The sequence below is a fragment of the Haloarcula quadrata genome (genome assembly GCF_003634715.1).
Taxonomy (GTDB): domain Archaea; phylum Halobacteriota; class Halobacteria; order Halobacteriales; family Haloarculaceae; genus Haloarcula; species Haloarcula marismortui.
Genome location: NZ_RBWW01000001.1, coordinates 1,254,437 through 1,276,099 on the forward strand (window position 1 = coordinate 1,254,437; position 21,663 = coordinate 1,276,099).

At 63.0% G+C, this 21,663-nt stretch carries 26 protein-coding genes; 13 read left to right on the top strand and 13 right to left on the bottom strand.

Annotation, left to right across the window (positions count from 1 at the left end; translation table 11 throughout):
* Positions 1 to 10 precede the first annotated feature (10 nt).
* A complete protein-coding gene (locus tag BDK61_RS06445) occupies positions 11 to 1,192 on the top strand; it encodes a redox-regulated ATPase YchF (protein ID WP_011222925.1) in 1,182 nt (393 codons plus the stop codon).
* Between the two features lie 36 nt (positions 1,193 to 1,228).
* Here the strand turns inward: BDK61_RS06445 and BDK61_RS06450 are convergent, their stop codons facing one another.
* On the bottom strand, positions 1,229 to 2,155 hold the full coding sequence (locus tag BDK61_RS06450) for a hypothetical protein (RefSeq protein WP_121302723.1): 927 nt from the start codon (positions 2,153 to 2,155) through the stop codon (positions 1,229 to 1,231).
* A 77-nt stretch (positions 2,156 to 2,232) separates the two neighbouring features.
* On the opposite strand from BDK61_RS06450, the gene hisD reads away from it, so the two are divergent.
* The 3 genes from hisD to BDK61_RS06465 all read left to right on the top strand — a co-directional run bounded on the left by hisD (position 2,233) and on the right by BDK61_RS06465 (position 6,448).
* Positions 2,233 to 3,501: a histidinol dehydrogenase gene (hisD, locus tag BDK61_RS06455; RefSeq protein ID WP_121302725.1), complete on the top strand. Its 1,269-nt coding sequence runs from the start codon at positions 2,233 to 2,235 to the stop codon at positions 3,499 to 3,501.
* Positions 3,502 to 3,785: 284 nt separating this feature from the next.
* Positions 3,786 to 6,011, top strand: a complete 2,226-nt coding sequence (locus BDK61_RS06460; protein ID WP_244209716.1) for an alkaline phosphatase D family protein — start codon at positions 3,786 to 3,788, stop codon at positions 6,009 to 6,011.
* 62 nt (positions 6,012 to 6,073) lie between these two features.
* On the top strand, positions 6,074 to 6,448 hold the full coding sequence (locus tag BDK61_RS06465; RefSeq protein WP_004962771.1) for a HesB/IscA family protein: 375 nt from the start codon (positions 6,074 to 6,076) through the stop codon (positions 6,446 to 6,448).
* Here BDK61_RS06465 and BDK61_RS06470 read toward each other — a convergent pair whose 3' ends face one another.
* The 7 genes from BDK61_RS06470 to BDK61_RS06500 all read right to left on the bottom strand — a co-directional run bounded on the left by BDK61_RS06470 (position 6,449) and on the right by BDK61_RS06500 (position 10,356).
* Positions 6,449 to 6,649 carry a dodecin gene (locus tag BDK61_RS06470; protein ID WP_004962769.1) on the bottom strand — a complete coding sequence of 67 codons (201 nt, stop codon included), beginning with the start codon at positions 6,647 to 6,649 and terminating at the stop codon, positions 6,449 to 6,451.
* A gap of 47 nt (positions 6,650 to 6,696) precedes the next feature.
* On the bottom strand, positions 6,697 to 7,356 hold the full coding sequence (locus tag BDK61_RS06475; RefSeq protein ID WP_121302727.1) for a hypothetical protein: 660 nt from the start codon (positions 7,354 to 7,356) through the stop codon (positions 6,697 to 6,699).
* On the bottom strand, positions 7,353 to 7,973 hold the full coding sequence (locus tag BDK61_RS06480) for a hypothetical protein (RefSeq protein WP_121302729.1): 621 nt from the start codon (positions 7,971 to 7,973) through the stop codon (positions 7,353 to 7,355). The genes BDK61_RS06475 and BDK61_RS06480 overlap by 4 nt, the downstream gene beginning before the upstream one ends.
* Positions 7,974 to 8,033: 60 nt before the next feature.
* On the bottom strand, positions 8,034 to 8,948 hold the full coding sequence (locus BDK61_RS06485; protein ID WP_121302731.1) for a metal-dependent hydrolase: 915 nt from the start codon (positions 8,946 to 8,948) through the stop codon (positions 8,034 to 8,036).
* A 67-nt stretch (positions 8,949 to 9,015) separates the two neighbouring features.
* Positions 9,016 to 9,549 carry a mechanosensitive ion channel domain-containing protein gene (locus tag BDK61_RS06490; RefSeq protein ID WP_004962758.1) on the bottom strand — a complete coding sequence of 178 codons (534 nt, stop codon included), beginning with the start codon at positions 9,547 to 9,549 and terminating at the stop codon, positions 9,016 to 9,018.
* Between the two features lie 24 nt (positions 9,550 to 9,573).
* Positions 9,574 to 9,906, bottom strand: coding sequence for a DUF7116 family protein (locus tag BDK61_RS06495; RefSeq protein WP_121302733.1), 333 nt, complete (start codon positions 9,904 to 9,906; stop codon positions 9,574 to 9,576).
* 210 nt (positions 9,907 to 10,116) lie between these two features.
* Positions 10,117 to 10,356: a DUF5816 domain-containing protein gene (locus tag BDK61_RS06500; protein ID WP_004962750.1), complete on the bottom strand. Its 240-nt coding sequence runs from the start codon at positions 10,354 to 10,356 to the stop codon at positions 10,117 to 10,119.
* Positions 10,357 to 10,422: 66 nt separating this feature from the next.
* Between BDK61_RS06500 and BDK61_RS06505 the strand changes: the two genes are divergently transcribed.
* Together BDK61_RS06505 and BDK61_RS06510 are read left to right on the top strand one after the other, a co-directional pair.
* Positions 10,423 to 11,787, top strand: coding sequence for a bifunctional metallophosphatase/5'-nucleotidase (locus BDK61_RS06505; protein ID WP_121302735.1), 1,365 nt, complete (start codon positions 10,423 to 10,425; stop codon positions 11,785 to 11,787).
* A gap of 32 nt (positions 11,788 to 11,819) precedes the next feature.
* Positions 11,820 to 12,266, top strand: a complete 447-nt coding sequence (locus BDK61_RS06510; protein ID WP_049938738.1) for a universal stress protein — start codon at positions 11,820 to 11,822, stop codon at positions 12,264 to 12,266.
* On the opposite strand, the gene BDK61_RS06515 is transcribed toward BDK61_RS06510, so the two are convergent.
* A complete protein-coding gene (locus tag BDK61_RS06515) occupies positions 12,236 to 13,297 on the bottom strand; it encodes a mechanosensitive ion channel family protein (RefSeq protein ID WP_011222938.1) in 1,062 nt (353 codons plus the stop codon). The two genes, BDK61_RS06510 and BDK61_RS06515, sit on opposite strands and share 31 nt — an antisense overlap.
* Positions 13,298 to 13,374: 77 nt before the next feature.
* On the opposite strand from BDK61_RS06515, the gene BDK61_RS06520 reads away from it, so the two are divergent.
* Together BDK61_RS06520 and BDK61_RS06525 are read left to right on the top strand one after the other, a co-directional pair.
* A complete protein-coding gene (locus BDK61_RS06520; RefSeq protein ID WP_121302736.1) occupies positions 13,375 to 14,109 on the top strand; it encodes a proteasome assembly chaperone family protein in 735 nt (244 codons plus the stop codon).
* Between the two features lie 125 nt (positions 14,110 to 14,234).
* Positions 14,235 to 14,429, top strand: coding sequence for a hypothetical protein (locus tag BDK61_RS06525; protein WP_011222939.1), 195 nt, complete (start codon positions 14,235 to 14,237; stop codon positions 14,427 to 14,429).
* Positions 14,430 to 14,438: 9 nt separating this feature from the next.
* Here BDK61_RS06525 and BDK61_RS06530 read toward each other — a convergent pair whose 3' ends face one another.
* A complete protein-coding gene (locus BDK61_RS06530) occupies positions 14,439 to 14,660 on the bottom strand; it encodes a hypothetical protein (protein ID WP_121302738.1) in 222 nt (73 codons plus the stop codon).
* Between the two features lie 101 nt (positions 14,661 to 14,761).
* Positions 14,762 to 15,613, bottom strand: coding sequence for a translation initiation factor eIF-2B (locus tag BDK61_RS06535; RefSeq protein ID WP_007188378.1), 852 nt, complete (start codon positions 15,611 to 15,613; stop codon positions 14,762 to 14,764).
* A 90-nt stretch (positions 15,614 to 15,703) separates the two neighbouring features.
* Here BDK61_RS06535 and BDK61_RS06540 point away from each other — a divergent pair, with 90 nt between their 5' ends.
* Complete coding sequence (locus tag BDK61_RS06540; protein ID WP_121302740.1) at positions 15,704 to 16,135, top strand: type IV pilin; 432 nt, start codon at positions 15,704 to 15,706, stop codon at positions 16,133 to 16,135.
* Positions 16,136 to 16,162: 27 nt separating this feature from the next.
* Here BDK61_RS06540 and BDK61_RS06545 read toward each other — a convergent pair whose 3' ends face one another.
* Entirely contained in the window at positions 16,163 to 17,257 is a 1,095-nt protein-coding gene (locus tag BDK61_RS06545; RefSeq protein ID WP_121302742.1) for a DoxX family protein, read from the bottom strand.
* A gap of 120 nt (positions 17,258 to 17,377) precedes the next feature.
* Here BDK61_RS06545 and BDK61_RS06550 point away from each other — a divergent pair, with 120 nt between their 5' ends.
* The 4 genes from BDK61_RS06550 (at position 17,378) to BDK61_RS06565 (ending at position 20,545) form a co-directional block, all read left to right on the top strand.
* Positions 17,378 to 17,857, top strand: a complete 480-nt coding sequence (locus BDK61_RS06550; RefSeq protein WP_004962720.1) for a GNAT family N-acetyltransferase — start codon at positions 17,378 to 17,380, stop codon at positions 17,855 to 17,857.
* A 39-nt stretch (positions 17,858 to 17,896) separates the two neighbouring features.
* Positions 17,897 to 19,075, top strand: coding sequence for a DNA primase small subunit PriS (gene priS, locus BDK61_RS06555; RefSeq protein WP_004962717.1), 1,179 nt, complete (start codon positions 17,897 to 17,899; stop codon positions 19,073 to 19,075).
* Positions 19,072 to 20,010, top strand: coding sequence for a hypothetical protein (locus BDK61_RS06560; RefSeq protein ID WP_121302744.1), 939 nt, complete (start codon positions 19,072 to 19,074; stop codon positions 20,008 to 20,010). The genes priS and BDK61_RS06560 overlap by 4 nt, the downstream gene beginning before the upstream one ends.
* Positions 20,011 to 20,113: 103 nt before the next feature.
* On the top strand, positions 20,114 to 20,545 hold the full coding sequence (locus tag BDK61_RS06565; protein ID WP_121302746.1) for a hypothetical protein: 432 nt from the start codon (positions 20,114 to 20,116) through the stop codon (positions 20,543 to 20,545).
* Between the two features lie 37 nt (positions 20,546 to 20,582).
* Here the strand turns inward: BDK61_RS06565 and BDK61_RS06570 are convergent, their stop codons facing one another.
* Positions 20,583 to 21,641, bottom strand: coding sequence for a S1C family serine protease (locus BDK61_RS06570; protein WP_121302748.1), 1,059 nt, complete (start codon positions 21,639 to 21,641; stop codon positions 20,583 to 20,585).
* Positions 21,642 to 21,663 lie beyond the last annotated feature (22 nt).

Below are 21,663 nucleotides of genomic sequence, written 5' to 3' on the forward strand. Positions count from 1 at the left end.
AGGTCCTGCCATGCTCTCTATCGCGCTGGCCGGGAAGCCGAACGCCGGCAAGTCTACTTTCTACAAGGCGGCGACGATGGCCGACGTGGACGTGGGGAACTACCCGTTCACGACCATCGACGCCAACCGCGGGGTCAGCCACGTCCGAACGGACTGCCCCTGCCTCGACCGGGAGGAACGCTGTGGTGACGATAACTGCCGGGACGGCAAGCGCTATGTCCCGGTGGAGCTCATCGACGTGGCCGGCCTCGTTCCCGGGGCACACGAGGGGCGCGGCCTCGGGAACCAGTTCCTCGACGAGCTGTCGACCGCCGATGTGATCCTCAATGTCGTCGACGCCTCTGGTGGGACTGATGCCGAGGGCGAACCCGTCGAAGTCGGCGAGCACGACCCTGTCGAGGATGTCCACTTCGTCGAGGAGGAGATGGACCTGTGGCTCGCCAGCATCGTCGAGCGCAACTGGGAGTCAATCGAACGGCAGTCCCGGTCACCGGACTTCAAGCTCGACGAATCGCTCGTGGATATGCTGGCCGGCGTCGGGGCCTCCGAACTCGACGTGGCACGGACGCTCCGTGACCTAGAGTACCCCGAGGACCCCATCGCCTGGACCGACGAGCACCGCGAAGCACTGGCGACAGAGATACGCCAGCGGACGAAGCCGCTCGTCGTCGTCGCGAACAAGGCCGATATCGCTCCGGAGGGAAACATCGAAGCCCTGCAGGAAGCCGCCGACGTGGTCGTGCCCGCGACCGCCGACGGCGAACTCGCGTTGCGCAACGCCGCACAGGCTGGCGTCATCGACTACGACCCGGGCGACCCGGACTTCGATATCGTCGGCGACGTGAGCGACCAGCAACGAGAGGGGCTGAACCGCATCCGTGGCGTGATGGACGACTGGGGCGGCACCGGCGTTCAGGGCGCTCTCGACACCGCCGTCTACGACCTGCTCGACCATCTGACGGCCTACCCTGTCCAGAACGAAACGCACTGGACCGATGGGCAGGAGAACGTCCTCCCCGATGCATTCCTGCTGCGACAAGGAGCAACCCCGAAAGACCTTGCGTACGCTGTCCACTCAGACATCGGCGACGGCTACATCCACGCCGTCGACGCCCGTGAGAACCGGCGCATCAGCGATGAGACGGAACTTGAGGAGGGAGCGGTCATCAAAATCGTCAGCGACGCGAACTGAGCGCGCGGACGGCGCTACAACCGCCATCTCGGCCACCTATTTCGGCAGCAGGTCCCGAAGCGTTGCCCGAATATCCTCGCTCCCGGGACTCTGTGGCACTTGCCCGAGCACGTCCTGACCGAGTCGCTCTGTCGTCGCACCGACTGAAAGCCTGTCCAAGAGCGACCCGTATTTTAGCGCCAGTCGCGGCGACACATCGAACAGCAGGTCACGCTTCCCGATGAGCGAATGGGTTATCGACAGAATTTCGACGGCGTTGTCGACGTACTGCTGTCTGGCGTCGTCGTCACCGTAGCCAGCCAGCGCAGCCAGCAGGAACTGCTCCAGTTCGGCCTCACGGTCGTGGAGCGCTGGCGGGTCCGAGAGGACGGTCGTCCCGTCGGGCCGTTCCGGGAGCATACTCCGGCGCGGCGCATACGAGAGGACAGCACCAGTGGTGGACGTGGTTGCAGCGGGCAGTGGTACAGACAGGCGCTTCGAGGGGTTCGTGTCGGTGAAGACGACGTGGAAGTTCGCTGGTTCGCCGCGCACCGGCTCGTCCCAGCCGTCGGGAGTATGCGTGTAGCCGCGTCGGAGCGCCTCCCGGAGCGTTCGCTGAATCCGTCCGCCGTCGCCCTGTAGGTCCAGATGGAGTACAACGGGGCTGTCACCGCTCTCGTCAATGAGGGACCACAGGGCCGGAAGCGCGTCCGCAGCGCCGGCGGAGAGTTCGTAGCAGGCCGCGCCCTGCTCTGCGGCTAGCAGTCGGGCAAGCGTACTGCCGCGCCAGCCAGTCAGGTCGGCCACGTAGAACCACGGGAGCGTGTGTATCGGGCCGACTGCGGCGTCGCCGGCCGCCGTGTCGATGGTCGGTGGGACTGTCTCCAGATAGCTATCAATAGTCGCCAGTTCGGGCGCGAAATACTCGGTCGTCGCTGGGGGGAGGTCGGTCGTCTGGCGACGGTGGTCGTCGAGTGAGGCCATAGGCGGTGTATGTCCGAGTGCCGGAAAACGGTGACGAGAAGGGAAACCCGTTTTTTGCCCCGTCCCGAATCAGGCGTATGAACGTACGGACGATAGCTGACCTTGGTCCCGACGAACGGGCCGCTTTCTTCGAACGCGACGCCGGTGTCGACGCCGTCAGAGACGATGTCCGCGATATTGTCTCGCAGGTCCACGAGGAGGGCGACGTGGCGCTGCGGCGCTTCGCCGAGGAGTTCGACGATGTCTCCGTGGGTAACATCGACATCACGGACGCCGCCGAGCGGGCCTACGAGGAAATCGACGACGACGTGCGCGAGGCCATCGAAGACGCCGCGGCGAACATCCGCGCGTTCCACGAGCGACAGGTCCCCGAGGACTGGCGCGACGACTTCGAGGGGCGTGAACTGGGCCGCCGATTCCGCCCGCTCGACAGCGCTGGGGTGTACGCCCCCGGTGGCACGGCGGCCTACCCCTCCAGCGTGCTGATGGGCGTCATCCCGGCGAAGGTCGCTGGCGTCGAGCACGTCGCCGTCGCCACCCCGCCAGCCGAGGAGGTCAACCCCGTAACGCTGGCCGCCATCCACGTCGCCGGTGCTGACGCCGTCTACCAAGTCGGTGGCGCACAGGCCATTGCGGCGCTGGCCTACGGGACCGAGACCGTGAGCGCGACGGACATCGTCGTCGGCCCCGGCAACCGCTGGGTCACAGCGGCGAAGGCCGAGGTCCGTGGCGACGTGGCAATCGACTTCTTGGCCGGCCCCTCCGAAGTTATGGTCGTCGCCGACGGCGACGCGGACCCGGAACTGGTCGCGGCAGACCTCATCGCACAGGCCGAACACGACGAGAACGCCTCTGTCGTCGCCGTCACCGACGACGCGGACCTCGCCGAGCAGGTCGTCGATGCCGTTGACGAGCAGGCTGACGGCCGGGAGCGCGAGGCAGTCATCCGCGCCGCACTGGACAACGACACATCTGGCGTCCTCCTCGCTCGTTCGATGAGCGAAGCCGTCCTCTTCGCCGAGGAGTACGCCGCCGAACACCTCTCGATTCAGGCCGCTGACGACGAATCGCTCCTCGAACGGATTCCCTCCGCCGGGTCCGTGTTCCTCGGCCCGTACAGCCCCGTTGCAGCCGGCGACTACGCGACCGGGACGAACCACGTCTTGCCGACCGGCGGCAACGCGCGGGTCACCGGCGGTCTCTCCGTAGACACGTTCGTCCGGTCGACGACAGTCCAGCGCCTCTCCGAGGATTCGCTGGGCGACATCGCGGACACGATTACGACTCTCGCCGAAGCCGAAGGGCTGGACGCCCACGCTGAGAGCGTCCGCAAACGGTTCGAGTAGCTGCCACACCGGACAGCACAGTGGCCGTCGATATATCGGTGTGAGTCCGTCGGTACTCCGTGCTTTCGTCAGATGCGTGGGTAGGACCACGCCGCGTCTGCGTTGCTGCCGGGTCACCGAATAGCCTGCAGCATAAGATGCTTGATTTTACAGGTATCGATACCTATTGCGCCCGGTGTATGCGTAATTCGCAACCCAGAAACAACATACCCGGAACGAAGAGATACAACTATAACATATCAATATTATAAAATTTTAATCGGCGTCTGGGGCGGCAGCTAGGCATGAGGCCTACGGACCTCCCTGAAATAGACACAACAGCACAGAACCGGCGAACGTTCATGCAGCGAACTGGCGGCGTTTCGCTGGCGGCTGTGCTCGGACTGTCTACAAGCGCCAGTGCGATGGTGGACGACGACGGCAACTTCGAATCGGACCCGTACACGTTAGGGATCGCATCCGGTGACCCGCTCCCTGACTCTGTCATCATCTGGACGCGGCTCGCCCCGAACCCCCTCGAAGCGGACGGTGCGATGCCCAGTGAGACATTCAGCGTCGAGTGGACGGTCGCCACTGACGAAGGGATGAGCGATATCGTTAACACCGGGACCGCCACTGCCGAACCGGACCACGCGCACACTATCCACGTCGACGCAGACGGGCTTGAACCCGCTACCGAGTACTACTACCAGTTTGCGTGCCGCGGTGAGACGAGTCCGATTGGCCGGACCAAGACCGCGCCCGCCGCCGGCGCGTCCGTCGACGCGTTTCAGTTCGGCTTTGCTTCATGTAACCGCTGGGTCGATGGCCACTACACAGCATTTGGGCAGATGGCTGAAGACGAGCTTGACCTCATCGTCCATCTGGGAGACTACATCTACGAGTACGGCATCGATGTTTCAGAATCACCGCGCGAAAAGTCGCTCCCACAGGAATACAGGAAGGAGACGACGGATCTTGACACCTACCGACTCCGTTATGGCCTCTACAAATCAGACCCGAATCTGCGAGCCGCTCACGCCAGCGCCCCGTGGCTCGTTACTCGCGACGACCATGAGGTCGACAATAACTGGGCAGGGAACGTTCCGCAGGACCCCGACAAGCAATCTACTGAGGCGTTTATACAGCGCCGCGCGGCGGCATTGAAAGCGTACTACGAGCATCTGCCGTTCCGGATGGAGCAAAAGCCCGACGACGCCAGCCAGAAGCTCTACAGATACTACGAGTTCGGTGACCTGCTCGATTTCAATGTCCTCGATACGCGGCTCTATCGGTCCGACCAGGCCTGCGATGACGTGTTCAATAAGGTCGACTGTGCGGAGCGCTTCGAGGAGGACCGAACCATCCTCGGGGACGCACAGGAGGAGTGGTTGCTTGAGAATCTTTCGGCCACTGAGACGACGTGGAACGTGCTGGCGAACCAGCTTCCCTTCGCGACGATGGACTTCAAGCAGGGGCCAGAAGAAGGGTTCCGGACAGAGCAGTGGGACGGCTACGTCCCCGAGCAGAATCTGGTCAAAACTGCGTTTGAGGAGGACGCCAACAACCCGGTGGTCATCACCGGTGATTTCCACTCTCACTGGGCGAATACGCTTATCAGTGCCAAAGACGGCTCCAGTGAACCAGTTGGCGCGGAGTTCGTCGGGACATCAATCTCGTCGGGCGGGAACGGCACCGACATGGACGACTTCGGTCGCTACGTCGTCACAGAGAACGACAACGTAGAGTACTACAACAATCAGCGCGGCTACGTCCGCTGTACGGTCACGCCTGACAACTGGACGACGGAGTTTCAGGTCTTAGAGTACGTCGACGAACCCGGTGCGCCGATGCGAACGGATGCAACAGTCGAACTCACCGCAGGCCAGCCCGGCATCCCCGATGACAACCCGTTGATCCTCGCCGACTCTATCGCCGTCGGCAACGGCAAGAACGGGACGGCAGAACTGACCGGCCGCTGGCTGGAGACAAGACTCTCAGGCGCAGCGATGACTGTCACTATTTCTGACCCCGAAATCGCAACGATAACAGGTGTGACAGTCGCTGACCCATTCAGTATCTCCGAGACGGACGTTGCCAGTGATGGAGCGTCCGCCGATATCCGGTTTGCCGATGTGGAAAAGAACGCCCAGTCAGTTGTCGGTGGCACTGACACGCGACTTGCCACGCTCGACATCCGCGGACAGAGCGCCGGAACGGCTGACATCGAAGTGTCGGTCGAGAGGCTTGATGACGACAGTGGTACTGCGCTCGTAGCGAACACGGAACTGGGTGTTGTCATCGTCGGCCCGCCGCCGGTCACCGGGAGTACCGAGCCAACCGACCCCGACGGCGACGGGCGGTTTGAGGATGTCAACGGTAACGGGCGAGTAGACTACGATGACATCCAGCTGTTGTTCGACAATTTCGACGATGACAGCGTCGCGCTCAACAAGACGGCCTACGACTTCAACGAGAACGGCAAGCTCGAATACGACGATATCGTTACGCTGTACAGCGAGGTCAACTGAATGGGGGGCGTTCCCCCTGTGCCGGCGTCACTGTTAACACGTTCGGGCGTCCACGTAAGTGTATGAGCAGCACAGCGGACGACGGCGACCCGAACCTCGGGGGCGAGGACGTAGCCGTCACCGAGCAGGCAGCAGGAGAGGCACTTGACCTCCTCGAAAGCGAAGGCATGGATGTCGAAGAATCTGGGCTCCGTTTGTACGTCCAGCAGGGCGGCTGTGCCGGACTCTCCTATGGGATGCGGTTCGAACACGCACCCGAGGAAGACGACGAGGTGTTCGAGCGCAACGGGCTCCGCGTGTTTGTCGACGACGCCAGCATCGACTACATCGAGGGGTCAGTCCTCGACTACGAGGGTGGCCTGCAGGGAGCCGGGTTCCACGTCAAGAACCCGAATGTGGTTAGCGAATGCGGCTGTGGCGAGTCCTTCCGGACGTAGCTACGCTTCGAGCTCGAACGCCACGACGACCTCGGCCTGGTACTCGCGGCCCTCGACGCTAGCGATCTCGACGCCGAGTTCCTCCACTTCCACCCATTTGAGATTGTCCAGTGTGGCCTCCGCGCGCTCGATAGCATCGTCGGCGGCTTTGTCGAAGCTTTCCGAACTGGTCCCGATGAGTGTGATCTTTTTGAAAACCATCTGCGTGCTATTCGTTCACACAGATATGTGATAAAAGTACGGACAGGTCACTGCGACTGCCGGTTCAGCAGTGTCTCGACGTGACCGACCACGTCAGTGAGGTGTGCTGTCCCCCAGATCGCCACGATGATGGCACCGATAGCGTCGAACACGAGGTCGAGCATCGTGTCGGTGAGCCCGAACTGTGTCAGAATCGTGTCGTTCCCGGTCGCCGAGGCAGCAAGCGTAATCGAGAACTCGATGACCTCCCAGAACACGCCGAAGGCCATCACGAACAGGAGGAGGAACACGAACATGAACCGCGAGGGAATCGAGATCTCGTCAGTGTGCTCGTCGAGCGCACGAACGGTCGTGTACCCGACTGCGGCGACAACTGATGACGAGAGGGCGTGGGTGAAGTGGTCCCACCACCAGATAGTGACGTAGAAATTCTCCTCGGACCCCGGGAGGCCAACAGTCCCGAGCGCGTGGAAGAACGCCGCCGAGGTAATCCACAGCGTCAGCGCGGGGTCGAGTGCAATGCCGTAGTCCCGCTCCAGCAGCGCCGGGAGTTGCGTGACGAGGATGGCGACGCCCGAATTGACGATGATGCCGACGTTGCCCCGCTCGATACCAACTGCGAATAGGCCGATGAGAGCCAGTGACAGACTTCGCGAGAGCCGTTGCTGTGTCGCCGTGCTGATGCTGAAGCGGTCACGGACCCTCATAGGTCAGGCTGGACCTCCTCGGGGACGCGGCTGGTCCCAGCCTGCCGGCGGACGTAGTACGCGAAAACCACCCCGGCACCGATGCCGGCGATGGTCGATGCGACGAACTCCCACATTACCGCTTCCTCGATGACGTGTTCGGACACCGTCGGATCGAGGATGAAGGTGGTCCCGAGAAACTGGTCGGCTACCCAGCGGACGACGGCCCAGACGCCGGCGGTAGCCATCGTGGTGATGGCCACAAAGACGACGGCGAACCGGGGCGTCATCCGGACAGGGGTAAAGAGCTGGAGTTCGACGGCGAGAATGAGCGCGATGGCGGCAACCGAGAGATACGTCGCGAGATTACCGGTCATCGAGAGCGTCGCAAACAGCCGGCCGACAACAGGTGACGCCGCCAGCAAGAGGATTTCCCAGGGCAGCATGGCGTCCCGGTTGCGCAATAGAACTGGCGGAAAGAGCGCCAACGCCGCAACGACCGCCGCGAATCCGGCCCACAACAGGTCGGCCTGAACGGCACTTGTCACTGACACGGCCGCGAGCATAGCGACGATGCACCACGCCGCGAGGGCGTTGACGCGCTCGTCCCGGAGCAACCGCGCTACGTCTCGGCTCATATTGGCTGGTGCATCCCGACTGGAAAAACCCTATCGACCGATATTGGCGGAGGGATTGTTTCAGATGGCCCCGTACGCCATGGCGTACGCGAGCGCAGCGATGGACACTGCCGCCAGCCCCGTCACGACGGTCTCCAGCCAGTCGACACCGTCACTGAAGGGCCGAGTCGGCGCGCCGACGACGCCCAGTGCGAGGACGCTGAACACGAAGTGCGCCGACTGTTCGAGCGTCGGTGCGGGCATGAACAGGACGGCTGCTGCATACCCCAGTCCCAGCGCTGCCCGCGGACGGACGAGCCCGGTCAGCGTGTAGCCGCGGAGGTGGACGTACGTCCACACGGCGAGCCACACCGTCGCAAGTTCGATAGCGAACGCCGCCAGAAGGTGCGTGGTCGGGTCGGGGTGGAGCATCACCCGCTCGGCGACGAGTGTCACGTCGAAGGGGTAGAAGAACGGGGGCGGGCCGCCGGTGAAGAGGTCGCCGAACGGGTGAGTAAGGAGTCCCAGTAGCGCCAGCCCGGTCACCGTCCGGGGGCTGACATCGCGGGACTGTGCGACTGTGGCGACACCCAGTACGGCCAGAACGAACACGAGCATCACGAGTCCTGCGATGGGACCGCTGACTGTGCCCGTGAGAACGGTCAGTACGGCGCCGATGGACAGCGACCCGATTCGGGTAGCCCGCGAGTTACTGGCCCAGAGGCCGGCGGCGGCGGCGAGTGCCGCCCCTAACAGGAGCGAGTGTGTCGGCCCACGGTGGACGACGTTCGCTGTTTCCCAGAAGCCGTCGGCCGTCAGGTTCTCGGCGGCCCCAACGAGCAGCCCGAAGGGGGCGTAGACGATATCAACGTCGGGAACTGCGGCGAACAGGCCGGCGATGACGCCCAACTGGACCGCTCGCTCACGGGAGAGCCCAAGCCACCACGCGGCGAGGGCTCCGAGGGCGAACGCAAGTAGCGCGTGGCCGACGAACATACGTCGAATATGATGTCGATAGGCTTAAACACCACGTGTGAACGGGTAGCGCGGCCCTCACCCTCGCTCAGGACTCGGACTCGACTTTCGTCCAGCGTTCTTCGATGGCCGCGTTGGCCCTGACAACGGTGTCACCGTCGACGCGGAACCGCGTCTTCCGGAGTTCGATGGCGGCCACCTCCCCGGTGGTGTCGCCGGCTTTGACGGTGTCGCCGGGGTTGAAATCGGGGTCACGGAGGAGGTAGACGCCGGCAACAGCGTCCTTGATCATCTCCGAGAGCGCGTATGAGACGCCAAGCGCGAGGAATCCGGTCGCAGTTCCGAGAGACGCGGCGATGGCGGTCAGGCCGACGATAGAAAGGAACGACAGCGCTACGCCGAACCACAGGAACACGAGTACGATCACCGACAGAAACTGTCGGTACACGGGGGATTCGCCGGGCAGCGACCGTTTCAGAACGGCCCGGACAACGAACATGATCGCTTTGATGCCTACCGCAGCGATCGCAAGAAAGACGAACGCGGTTATGAGGCGCGGAAGTGCGTCAACAACGTTCGTAACTAGCTGTTCGAGCGCTTGATTGATGACACCGACTTGCACGCCGGATGGTGAAGGGAGAGGCCCCTAAGTGTTGGCGTCAGCCGACATGGCTGTATCGCCGGGGTGACGGACCACCTCGTAGTCGCCGTCCTCAGTAATCCCGATGACAGCCCAGTCATAGGATACGTCCTGCCGATTGAGGCGGCGGCTGAGGTGCGTCGCATCGTCGGTGCGTGTGACGAAACAACGCAAGTCGCCGCCCTCGGGTATCGGGTCCTGCGAGTCGAGCACTGTGACAGTGACGACGCGCCAGTCGCGTTCCGCTCGCAGTTCGGTGCCAGTGCGCGACACGGTGTATCCGAGGTCGTCGAATATCGACCGGGCCTGCTCGTCGAGTGATGTGGTAACGGCCCCCATCTGAGATCCAGTACCACTGGCTATCTGATAAACGTTCCCACTGGCCATGCTGTTGACAGTTCTCCCGGGGAAACGGCCAGGGAAACAAACGAAATCGGCAGCGCTACCAATGAGACAGGGACGCTTGGTGGGTGATTCGACTCGGCACAGGGGCTGGGGTAGACCTAGCTCAGTGGCCGGCGTAGGCAGTTCGGCCGCGCAGGCCGACTACTACTCGTGAGCGGCGTCCCACTCTTCGGCCTTGCGGAGGTTCGAACAGTCGTTACAGCGGATGCGTCCCATCGAGTCCATCGCGTTGTTGAACGTCTCGCAGTTGCTACAGAAGTAGCCCCAGCGGCGCTCGCGGTCGGCGTCGCGGTAGACGACGTAAAACGCGCCTTTCGTACCGGTGTCGCCGTCGCTCCGGTCGACGTACAGCGTCTCTCCATCGGGACCGTCGAGTGCGTCCATACGGACTCATGACGCGCCAGCGGCTAAATCGCTGCGGAAACCATTAATGGCTGGTTCCCGTGCACTATGGGTGTGAGTCCCCGGATCATCCACTACTCCGACGTGGAGAAAGCGTACGATACACCCGAGCGAATCGGGCGGTTTGCGGGGACAGTCGCCGCCGCTGACGGCCCGGATGCGCTGGTGGTCGGCACCGGAGACAACACCGGTCCGGGAGTGCTGTCGCTGGTCACTGACGGCGAGCAGTCGCTGGACCTCTTCACCGCGCTGACGCCCGCGTTCGAGACGCTGGGGAACCACGATTTCGACCACGGACTCGCGATGACGCGGGAGATTATCGCACGGTCGCCACAGACGTGGCTGACTGCGAATGTCGAACAGGACGGCGAGCGGTTTGCCAGACGATTGACCCGACCGTGGGCGAATCGGACCGTCGACGGAGTGCAAGTCGGCTTCGTCGGTGTCACCAGCCCGGACACGGCCTCGGCCAATCCACAGGCGACGACGCTGACGTTCACAGATCCGTTCGAGGCTGTCAGCGAGGCGGCCACAGCGCTTCGGGACGCCGGGGCGGAGGCTGTTGTCGTGCTCTCACATCTGGGCCGGATTGACGAGAAACTGGCCCGCGCCTGCGACGTGGACGTAATCCTCGGCGGGCACGTCCACGAGCGCCGCATCGACCGTCTCGACGGGACGCTGCTCACCAGACCAGGAGCCAACGGCCGGACCGTCGTTGAGGTCGACCTTGCCGGACCAGAACCGACTGCACAGTTCCGCGAGATAGCTGATGGCCCTCTCGATGACCGCGTCGCGGCGGCAATCGAAGACAGGCTCTCCGCAGCGGGACTGCACGAGGTTATCGGTCACGCCGCCGACCCCATCGACCGTAGTCAGGCGACGACCTACGGCGGCGAGTGTCGGCTCGGCAACCTCGTTGCGGACGCGTACCGATGGGCGACGGGCGCAGATGTGGCCCTCCAGAACAGCGGCGGTCTCCGAAACGACACGGTTCCGCTCGATGGGGCGCTGACGGTCGCCGATATGGTTTCTGTCGTCCCCTTCGAGGAACCCCTGACAGTCGCCGAACTGACGGGGGCGGAGCTCCGGACGCTGTGTCGACAGGGGAGCGGGCAACAGGTCGCGTTCGGCGAGCCGGACTGGTGGCACGCCCATTTCAGCGGCGTCGAACTGGTCTGGAACGATGATACACAAATCATCGAGCGACTGCAGGTCGACGGGCGACCGGTCCGCGACACCGAGACGTACACGCTCGCGACGAGTAACTACCTCTACTACACTGAGCTGGAGTTCCCCGTCCTCACTGAATCACACCGGGTCAGCGTCGCTGACGTACAGTACGAGGCGCTGGCCGACTACGTCCGCGAGACGGACATCGCCCCGGCGGTCGACGGACGACTCACTCGTCGCTAGCGATTTAAACCTCGGCGCGGTACGTTCCGCCGATGCCACAGGTCGTCGTCCCGGTCAGATACCCACTCTCGGAGAACTCCCGAGCCACGCTCGCGGAGGCCATTCAGATCGCCGACGCGGAAGATGCGGACCTCACCGTCCTCCACGTAAATCTATACCAGAATAGCCACCACGTCGACCGGACAGAGCTCAAACGCGCCGTCGAGCAGGCGTTCGGCCACGTCCCGCGGACGCGGTACGTCGTCCGGTCGGGGATGCTGGTCGAAGAGACGATCCTCGATGAGGTCGCTGCACAGGACGCCGATATCGTCGTCATCGGGAGCAAACAGGCGAGTCGCTGGCGACAGATGATCCGACGGCTGGTCGACGACCCCGATGTCGAACAGTTCCTTCGCGAGGAACTCGACTGCGAAATCGTCACCGCCCAGCCGGATGCCCAGTCCAGCCGTCACTCGTCGCCGAGTTCATCGGGATCCTGACGCGGCGGGACCGGCGCGTCTCCGGTGGCCGTGTGGGACCGGTCAACGCCGTCAAGCCCGCCCAATCCGTTGGTGAGTGAGACGTTCATCTCCCCGCTGGTGTCGTCGAAGTACAGGTGGGAGTGTGGATAGGCGATTTCGACATTTGCGTCTTCGAGCCGCCGCCAGACGTTCGTCTGGACTCTCGAGCGGGCAGCAAGCAGCTTGTACGGTTCGGTCACCCAGTACCGTAATGTCAGCAACACGCCGTGGTCGGCGAAATTGTTGATATACACCGTCGGCGAGGCGGGGTACCGGGCCGCACCGACGCGGATGTCCGGCCCGCCGGAGATGACGTTGTCCACTTCCCGGGCCGCCGCTTCGATGAGGCTCCGCGCGACGGCGATGTCACTCTCGTAGGTGACCATTACGTCAAGCGACAGCCGCGTTCGTGAGTCCTCTGCCGAGTAGTTGACGACATCCCGCTGGCGAATCTCCCCGTTGGGGATGACGAGAAACGTGTTGTCAAGGGTGAACACTTTGGTGTGTCTGAGTGTGATATCTTCGACGAACCCTCGCTGGCCAGTGTCGGCGAGTTCGATCATATCACCGATCTCGTATGGCTGGTCAGCCAGCAAGAAGACGCCAGAGATCAGGCCCCCGAGAATCGGGGCCAGCACGACACCAACCACGGCAGAAAACACAGTGACGGAGAGTGCAATATCACCCAGTTGCAGACCGTAAATGCCCAGAATGGTCAGCAACGCGAAAATGTACACACCGGCACGGATGCCGCGAAGCGCTGTTCGAGTGAGACTTGGCCGCCGGAACTGCTGAGCGACGCGCCGACCCAGAAGACGGACGAGAACGCGGGAAACGACAATTGCCAGCCCGATGACGATCAGGGATTTCCCGATGTTGGCAATCCACATCGGGATTTCGAAGGGGAGCAATCCACCGATGTCAGTGGCTACCTCTGTCGCCACTTCCGTCGCGGCTTCGGTCGGCGTCGGAGTGGGTGTCTGCAACGGCCAGACAGGGCCAAAACGCATGACATGGAATCAATCCCGCCACGAGAAAAGGATTCCCCTCCCGAACTACTTAGCCATCTCACTCCGTTTGAGGTAATATGTCTTCAGATGACATCTCGGTGGTCCTCTCAGACGACCGACCACCGGTAGATACGCTGGCAGTCGGTGTCTCTGAGTACGGCCTGGCCGGCCTCACAGCCGTCGATTATCTCGCTGACCAGCACTCGATGCGCGAAGTCGGCCATCTGCGGACGTCGGAGCCGCCGTTCAGTACCCCTTTCGAGAACGGGACCCCGAGACATCACACACGGCTGTATGTCGATGAGGCGTCGTCGTTTGCTGTCTTAGTGGGTGAGCGGTTCGTGCCGCCGGCTCAGGCCGGATCGCTCGCTGGCGCAATTGCGACCGCGGGGAGAAAACTGGAGGTTTCAGACATTACGATGCTCACCGGCGTCCCCATCGCACACGGCCCGGACGACCACGTCCCGTTCTACATTGCAACGCCGATGTATCAGGAATCGTATCTCAACGACACCGACATCAGACCAATGGGAAATGGGTTCCTCGACGGACTGAGTGCCGAGCTAGTCACGCGCGGAATCGATGAGTCGCTTCCAACCGGTGTGTTCACGACGCCAACCCACCCACAAGCGCCCGACGCAGCGGCCGCAATCAGACTGCTCACTGCGTTGAAAGAGAGCCACTCGATCCAGATTGACACTGGTCCACTGGAGAACTTCGCTGCGAACATCGAGGCCCACTATCAGGCACTTGCAGAACGGATGGACGCCGCCGATTCCGACCAGTTCGCTGATGACCGAATGTACATGTGAAGGGTAAAATTTGGTACGAGTGTCCACATTTACTGGGATTTAAACTATACTAATTCCACATTGTGCGTGAACAATCAAACATTCTGCCGACACATTTTTGAGCCTACAGCGCGTTCTTTTCTTTGATGACCTCCACCGAAATCTACACGACCAGCGCGGTCGACTCAGACCCACCACCACAGACGCGGTCCAAGACATCGCTGTTCTGTCCCGACTGCGGTCACGAGAGCGCAGTGACTGGCGACTGGACAGCCGAAGCAACCGAGAACAGTTTGTTACTCCGGTGTCCGGACTGTGACACCGTCGTCCAACAGCGGTAGACTACGTACTTACCCCTCGTCTTCTGTAGACGAGGAACGACTGGCGTTCTCGGTAGGCGGATTCACTTTGATGAACCCAACAACGAGATACACCACTGAGATAACGGCCAGTATGAGCAAGAAACCCGCTCCTGAAGAACGCTGCAGACTCACGCCAACGGTGGCAAGCGTTGCAACGAGCACGGCGGTACACCGACGGATCGTCTGGCGGAGGAGGGCAGTGTCGTCCATATATGCTTCTTCACTGCCAGCAACAAGAACCTTCGAACCTGCGTTCCGTTGCCGGGACCCGCCCTGCTGGCCAGTGATGCCGGAACGAACGTACAGCAGTCTCAGTACTCGTGGACCCCGTCGTCAGTGACAACTGTATCCAGCAGGTGCGTCGGCGTGGCGTCGTAGGCCGGGTTTGCGACCTCGAATCCGTCTGCCGGCTCCCGGAGCACCTCTGACAGTGGCCGAATCTCGTTTTCGAAGGCGAATGCCCCGTCGACGTACTTTGCGGCGGCCCCGACGACCGTCACCGGAACGTCGTTGTCCGCCGCCGCCGTCGCAATCGGATACGTGCCGATGCGGTTGTACAGCGTGTCGTCGACGATGCAGTCCATGCCGACGAGCACGCGGTCGACCTCTGGCATGAAGTGCCCGGCGGCGCTGTCGACGATAAGCGTCACGTCGACCCCGTCCCGGTCGGAAAGGTGGCGCGTCATCTTTCGACCGAGGAAGCGCGGTCGGGACTCCGTAACGTACACCTCGAAGCTGTGGCCGGCTTCGATGGCGTCGTCGATGGCCGCAAGGACGGTCGAGGAGAAGTCATGCGTCAACAGCACGTCGTCATCGGCGATCTCCGACACGGCGCGGGCAGCGGCGCGGTCTTTTGACGACTCCACCGAGTCGATAACGTCGTCGATAGCCTCGTTGGTCAGTTCCTTGGCGGCCGCCACGTCGTCGGGCTCCGCATCCGAGACGGTGTTCACGATCCGGTGCTGGGTCGTATGGAGGGAGGCGTGTGAGGGGTTCGCTCTCCGGAGGGCGCTGCTGTTCCGGTCGAGCGAACGGAGGTAATCCTCGACCGTCGGGTACTCCCTGTCAGTCAGGTCCCGGAGCGCCTGGGCGGCTTTGACTGCGACCACGGAGGAACTGTGGGTCTGCATCTCCGAGATCTCCTCGACAGTCTCGTCTATCATACCGGTGGCTGTGAGTTGAACCGATATGTGTCTTCCCCTCGCCGTCGAACAGCATTTAACGCCGTCTCACATTAGGAGTGATAGACGGCTATGGGACAGTTCAGGACTGAGACAGTCGGGATGACAGAGGGCATCGGCGTCGCCGTCCTCATCGGACTGACGCTACTCGTGACAGCTATTGTCGGGCTGAACGTCCTCGTCATCGACGATGACGACGGCGGCGGCCCGCAGGCGAACTTCAGCTACGACTACATCTCAGATAATCAAGTCCTTATCGTCACACACGAACGCGGCGACGAGTTCAAAGCTGGGAACGTCGACATTCAGGGTCCTGACAATCGGGTTACCTGGGCAGAAGTGGCTGGCCGAGACTTGGAGGCAACTGTCGGACCCGGCGACGTTGTGCAATTGAGCAGCGGGAGTGCCTATCAGCAACAGGTGAGGGCACAGGACACAATCACGATCTATCATAACGCGAGCGGGAATCGGACCCAGCTGGACCAGTGGAACGGCACGAACTGACCAGCACGGTCAGCGTTTCAACCCGGCTCAGTCCGCCGAAACGACGCTCTCCCGGTCGCTCTGTGCCGGCCGACCGAACCAGTCATCGAATGAGAGCGGCCCGGCACCCATCGTGAACACCGCCGAGGCCATTCCGAACAGCGTGATGTGTGCGAGTACCGGGTCGTCAGGCAGGCCGAACAGCGTCGTGGTGAACAGGACAAAGGAGACAGCCGCGGCTCCGCGGGTCATGAAGCCGAATATCAGCACTAGGCCGACCAGCATCTCAGTCAGGCCAGCACCGAGCACCCACATGCCAGGGTCGACGGGGACGACGGCGGTGAGATTGTACTTTTCGACGACCAGAAGCGCCCGTCCGGGTTCAGCGAGTTTCTGGAACAGTCCGAGATAGATGAACGTCACACCCATGCCGACTCGGATGATGACTGGGACGTACTCACGATACGTTGCCGTTGTTGTGTCCAGAAACCCCTTGAGATGGTGCACCGGGTCAACGCGACCGTAGTAGGTCCCGTCAGTGCTGGCAACCCGCTGGAGCATATGGTCCGCGCTCGGACGACCACCGCCAAGAATCAACAGTGCCAGAAAGGCCGGCACGTACTCCATGGCGAGCACGACACCGGGGTCAACGCTCAGCGCCCAGCCGAAGGTCACCAGCCCAATCGTCGTGACAATACGGGTCGCAAGTCCGAACAGGAGTGTGAACCCCAGCCCGATAAACAGGATGCGGACGACCGGGCTCGTTGCGGGGTCAAACGTCACCGTCGGGGCGAACAGATACCCCTGAAAACCGGCGCCGACGAGTGGCAGCCCCACGCTGAGTCGGAGCATCCACGGGACGAGGTCTGCGTAGCCGACGAGCACGTCCCGAAGGATGACGATGTCTGCAATCGTCGGTCGGACCCAGAGATACGCCGCGAGGCCGCCAGTCACAGCCAGTCCCGAGATGCCGAAAACGGCCGCATTCACCGGGTTCGATAGCACGGATATCGCAAACGCCACTGCATCAAGGGCCTCGCCCGGCCCTTCCGTCACGTAGTCGACGTGTGCCGCCGCAGGTCGCGAAAGGAGCGTGAGCACGAGCGCGACAGTGCCGATAAAACTCGGTATACGCGTATCCATACCTGAGAATTCGTGCGCTATCTACCTAATCCTGTTCGTCCGGTCCGTGAAACTGGACGCTTAGACACCCCTCTCTGTAGGCGGTGGAATTATATCCACGCCTCCACTACTTATACGGCAGTGAGCGTCAACATCGAGACACAGATCGTCGAACGCGGGGACGACGAACACGTCGACGCGGCGTGGCGGCTCAAGGAAGACATCCGGGAGTCCGACGGCGTTCTTCGGCAGCGACGGGGGTTCTTTCGCGACGCCTACCGACGGTCGACCACCTATCTCTACATCGACCGCTCCAAAGACCGCCTCATCGGCTTCGCCGCGGTTCGACGCGACGGCTACATTCTCTTTCTCGCAGTCGGTGACGAGTACAGGGGTCACGGCTTCGGCAAGCGGCTGGTGGCCCGCGTCGCCGAGGACTACGGCAGCGTGACCTGTCACGCCCGGGCGACGAATCGGGAGGCACTCGGGTTCTACAAACACATCGGCTTCGAGATCACGCGGCGCATCGACAACTACTACGAGGACGGCGGCGACGCCTACTACCTCAAACTCGGCGAGGACTCGATTACGGACAAGCTGTCGAAGTTCCTGCGCGGCTAAGCGAACGCTTTTCAAGGGACCTCCCCAACGAGGTAGCCGATGGAAGAGCGGACCCGAGCGTACCTCCGTGGCCGGTTCGGCGATCACTACCGACAGGCGTCCGTAACGCCGCCGCCGGCCGCGAACGAACGTGAATGGGGGTTCATCCCATGGACTGAAGGCCCCGGTGAGACGATGGTCCGCCATCGCTCGCTGCTGGACCTCGGCGAAATCGAGGACTTCCTCGGCCGCCGAAAGCCCCGCCACGTCTACTTCTCCGCGGGCCGCTACGACGAACCAAGCGCCTCCACGATGTCGGACAAGGGCTGGCGCTCCTCTGACCTTGTGTTTGACCTCGACGCCGACCACCTACCCTCCGTAGTGCTGGGCGAGGACAGCTACGCCGAGATGCTCGCAAAGTGCAAGGACGCGTTGCGCAGGCTGCTCGACTTTCTGGAAGACGATTTCGGCTTCGATGACCTGACTATCGTCTTCTCCGGTGGCCGGGGCTACCACGTCCACGTCCGTGACGAGCGTATCCGCCACCTGGAGCGGGACGCGCGCCGGGAGGTCGTCGACTACGTCCGCGGCATCGGGCTGGAGTTCGACGAACTGGTCGACGAGGAGTCCGTCGCCGGCACGGCCGGCCGGTCCAGTCCGGCCCAGAAACGGACACTCTCGACGGAAGGCGGCTGGAGCGCCCGCGCCCACCGACACATGCTCGCCGTCGTCGATGACCTGCTCGCGATGGAGGAGGCCGACGCGCTCGACCGACTGCAGGAGTACGACGGCATCGGCGAGGGGAAGGCGACCGCGGCGCTGAACGCGGCCCGGTCGAACTACGAGCAACTGGAAGCCGGCAACATCGACGTCCACCCCGCGTTCTACCAGTTGGCGAAGATTCTCCTGCACGAAGTTGTCGCGGCGGACAACGCGCCGATAGACGAACCGGTGACGACGGACACGAACCGGCTCATCCGCCTGCCCGGCTCGCTGCACGGCGGCAGCGGGCTGGAGGTTCAACGAATCGACCGCGACGACCTCGATGCGTTCGACCCGCTGGTCGACCCTGTCCCGGAGACGTTCCGGGGCCACGATATCACCGTTGAGGTGACCGACGGCGGCCTCGTCGAACTGGATGGCGATAGCTTTACACTGGAGGCGGGTAATCAGACTGTACCAGAGCACGTGGGCGTGTTTCTCATGGCCCGCGGGCGTGCTGAGAAGGGGAAGGAATGAACGTAGACGAGCTACAGTCCGTCCAATCGCGGGAACGCCAGACCGACCAGCTCCAGCAGCTGCGCGAGACGTTCTACGAGGACGCCGGGCAGTTCATTCAACAGCTCCGGTCGGAGCGCGACCGCGCGGCCGAGCGCGCCGAGGACCCGTTCGACTCGCCCGAGGTCAACCGCCTGACCGACGATATCAAGACCGCTGAACAGACCGTCGAAGCGGTCTACGAACGGCGCGTGGGCAAAATTGTCAAAATGGCGTCGCTGGCCGCGGCGGACATGCCGACCGAGGACGACGGTCTCACACGCGAGGAGCGGGACCTGTTCGAGACGATGGTTGAGGCCATCGAATCCAACCGAGGCCACGTCCTCGATGTGATCGCGGGCGAGGCTCCGACCGGCGCGGTCGGCGACGAGCCGAACTCGGGCGAGCGACAGGCCCCTGACCCGGACCCACAACAGACGGCAGACGAGGCGACAGCCGGTGAGCCCGAGCAGTCGACGCCGGACACCGGCGTTGACGCGGCTGACATGATGGGCAGCGGTGGGGACCAGTCCCCGCCAGCAGCGGATTCCGACGCACCAACGCCGCCGCCCGAGCTGGACACGGGCAGCAACCCCACGGCTGACGGCCAGACTGACCCGGCGGACGTGCCGGCCGGCGACGACGTTCCTGCCCCACCAGCTGAACAGAGTGCTGAGTCGACCTCCGGCCCTGCGGCGGACCCGACGCAGGCTGACGGCGGAACGCAGTCACCAGCCAGTGCTGACACGGGGGCCGCCGACGTAGACCGGCGCACGGTCCGCATCACGGACGACGTGGGCGAGATATTCGGCGTCGACCAGCGCGAGTACGACCTTTCGACGGACGACGTGGTGACGCTGCCGGCCGATAACGCCAACCCGCTGGTCGAACAGGACGCCGCCGAGCCGTTAGAATAAGCCGATGCGATGGGGGCGAACGGGCCGCTGTGTGAAACGCCGCTGGATACCTTGTTCTGCGGCAGCGGCGGACTATTTATATACAGTCGTTCAGTTGATACGTATGAACACGCACGTCCGCATCGTTGTTGCCCTGCTCCTCGGTGCACTCGTATTTGCTGTCACGACCGTCGTGGTGACCGCTGGCTTCGAACCACAGATAGAGTTCTCGCTGCTCATCGGACTTCCCGTGGGTGTGTCGGCCGGCCTGACCGCGCTGTTTGCCAGTTACGTCCTGCTGTGGCACCGCGATCAGGCGGCCGCCGGTACGGTTTCCGGGCGCGCTGTTCGCCTTCGGCTGGCAGCGCTGGCGACCATTGCGGACTTCGTCACGGTCACCGCGGCCGGCGTTGGGCTCTACGTGGTCCTCGGTAGGAGTCTCGGTATCAGCCTGCTTATTGCGGGGCTTCCAGTGACACTGCCGCTTGCTGCCGCCGTCGGCTACCTCGTGGCCGGTGGCAGCCGTAGCGAACAGGGTGAGGTCCAGACGCAGTAACCGCGGTCTGGACAGCGGATTCGGCTGCCGACGTTCGTTACGGCTCCGGTCTGGTCCCGAGCGTGAGTTCGACTGTTTCCTGTGCGCCGTCGCGCTCGACCAGTACGTCGACCGTCTCGCCGGGGCTGGTCTCCAGTGCAAGAAAGCTCCCCAGCGCCTGCCGCGTCGGCGTCGGGGTGTCGTCCATCTGTCTGACCACGTCACCGCCAGTGGGAATTGCTGTCCCCGAAATCGTCGTCTCCCCGTCGCTTCCCTGCAGAACGCCCGCCGCCGGACCATCACTGACCACACGAGTGATATACACTCCCGACCCGGGGTCCAGATTGTTCGCCTCGGCGACTCGCGGCGACACACTCCGGAGTCCAACACCCATGTACGGGTGGTCGTAGTCGCCGGTCTGGATGAGCGACGGCACGACGCGCTGGGTGAGCGGGGCGGAGATGGCGAACGCGACGTTGTCGCCGCCACCTGAGTTGATGACTCCGACCACGTCACCCTCAAGCGTGACGAGCGGCCCCCCGCTGTTGCCGGGGTTGACCGGCGCGTCGGTCTGGACCGCATCGGCGATGGAGAAGTTGTTGGCGCTCTGGAGCGTGCGGTCGACGCCACTGACAATGCCCGCGGACACTGAGCCGGACAGTCCGAAGGGGTTCCCGATAGCGACGACTTCGGTTCCGACTGTGGGTTCGGTCTCGACAAACGAGAGGGGGGTCACGTCCGGGGTCGCACCGATGCGGAGGACCGCCAGGTCGCTGTACACGTCTGCGCCGACGACGGAGGCAGTCCGCCAGCCAGTGTCAGCAAAGCGGACGTAGTACTCGTCCCCGCCCGCAACGACGTGTTCGTTCGTGACGATATGCTCGTCGTCAATGAGGAAGCCGCTCCCCTGCCCACCACGGGAGTCCTCGGCGTACACCCTGATCGAGACGACGGCATCGGCCACCTCCTGATACACGTTGGTGTAGACGCTGTCGGACTGTGCAACCGCGTCGGCTGACTCCGGCTGCTCTCCGGTGTCACTGCCTGAGTCGCTGCCGGTCCCGGGACTCTGACAGCCGGCCGTGGCTGCGACGGCTGTCCCGAGGGCTCCTAACATCAGTCGATCACATCGGGTTAGA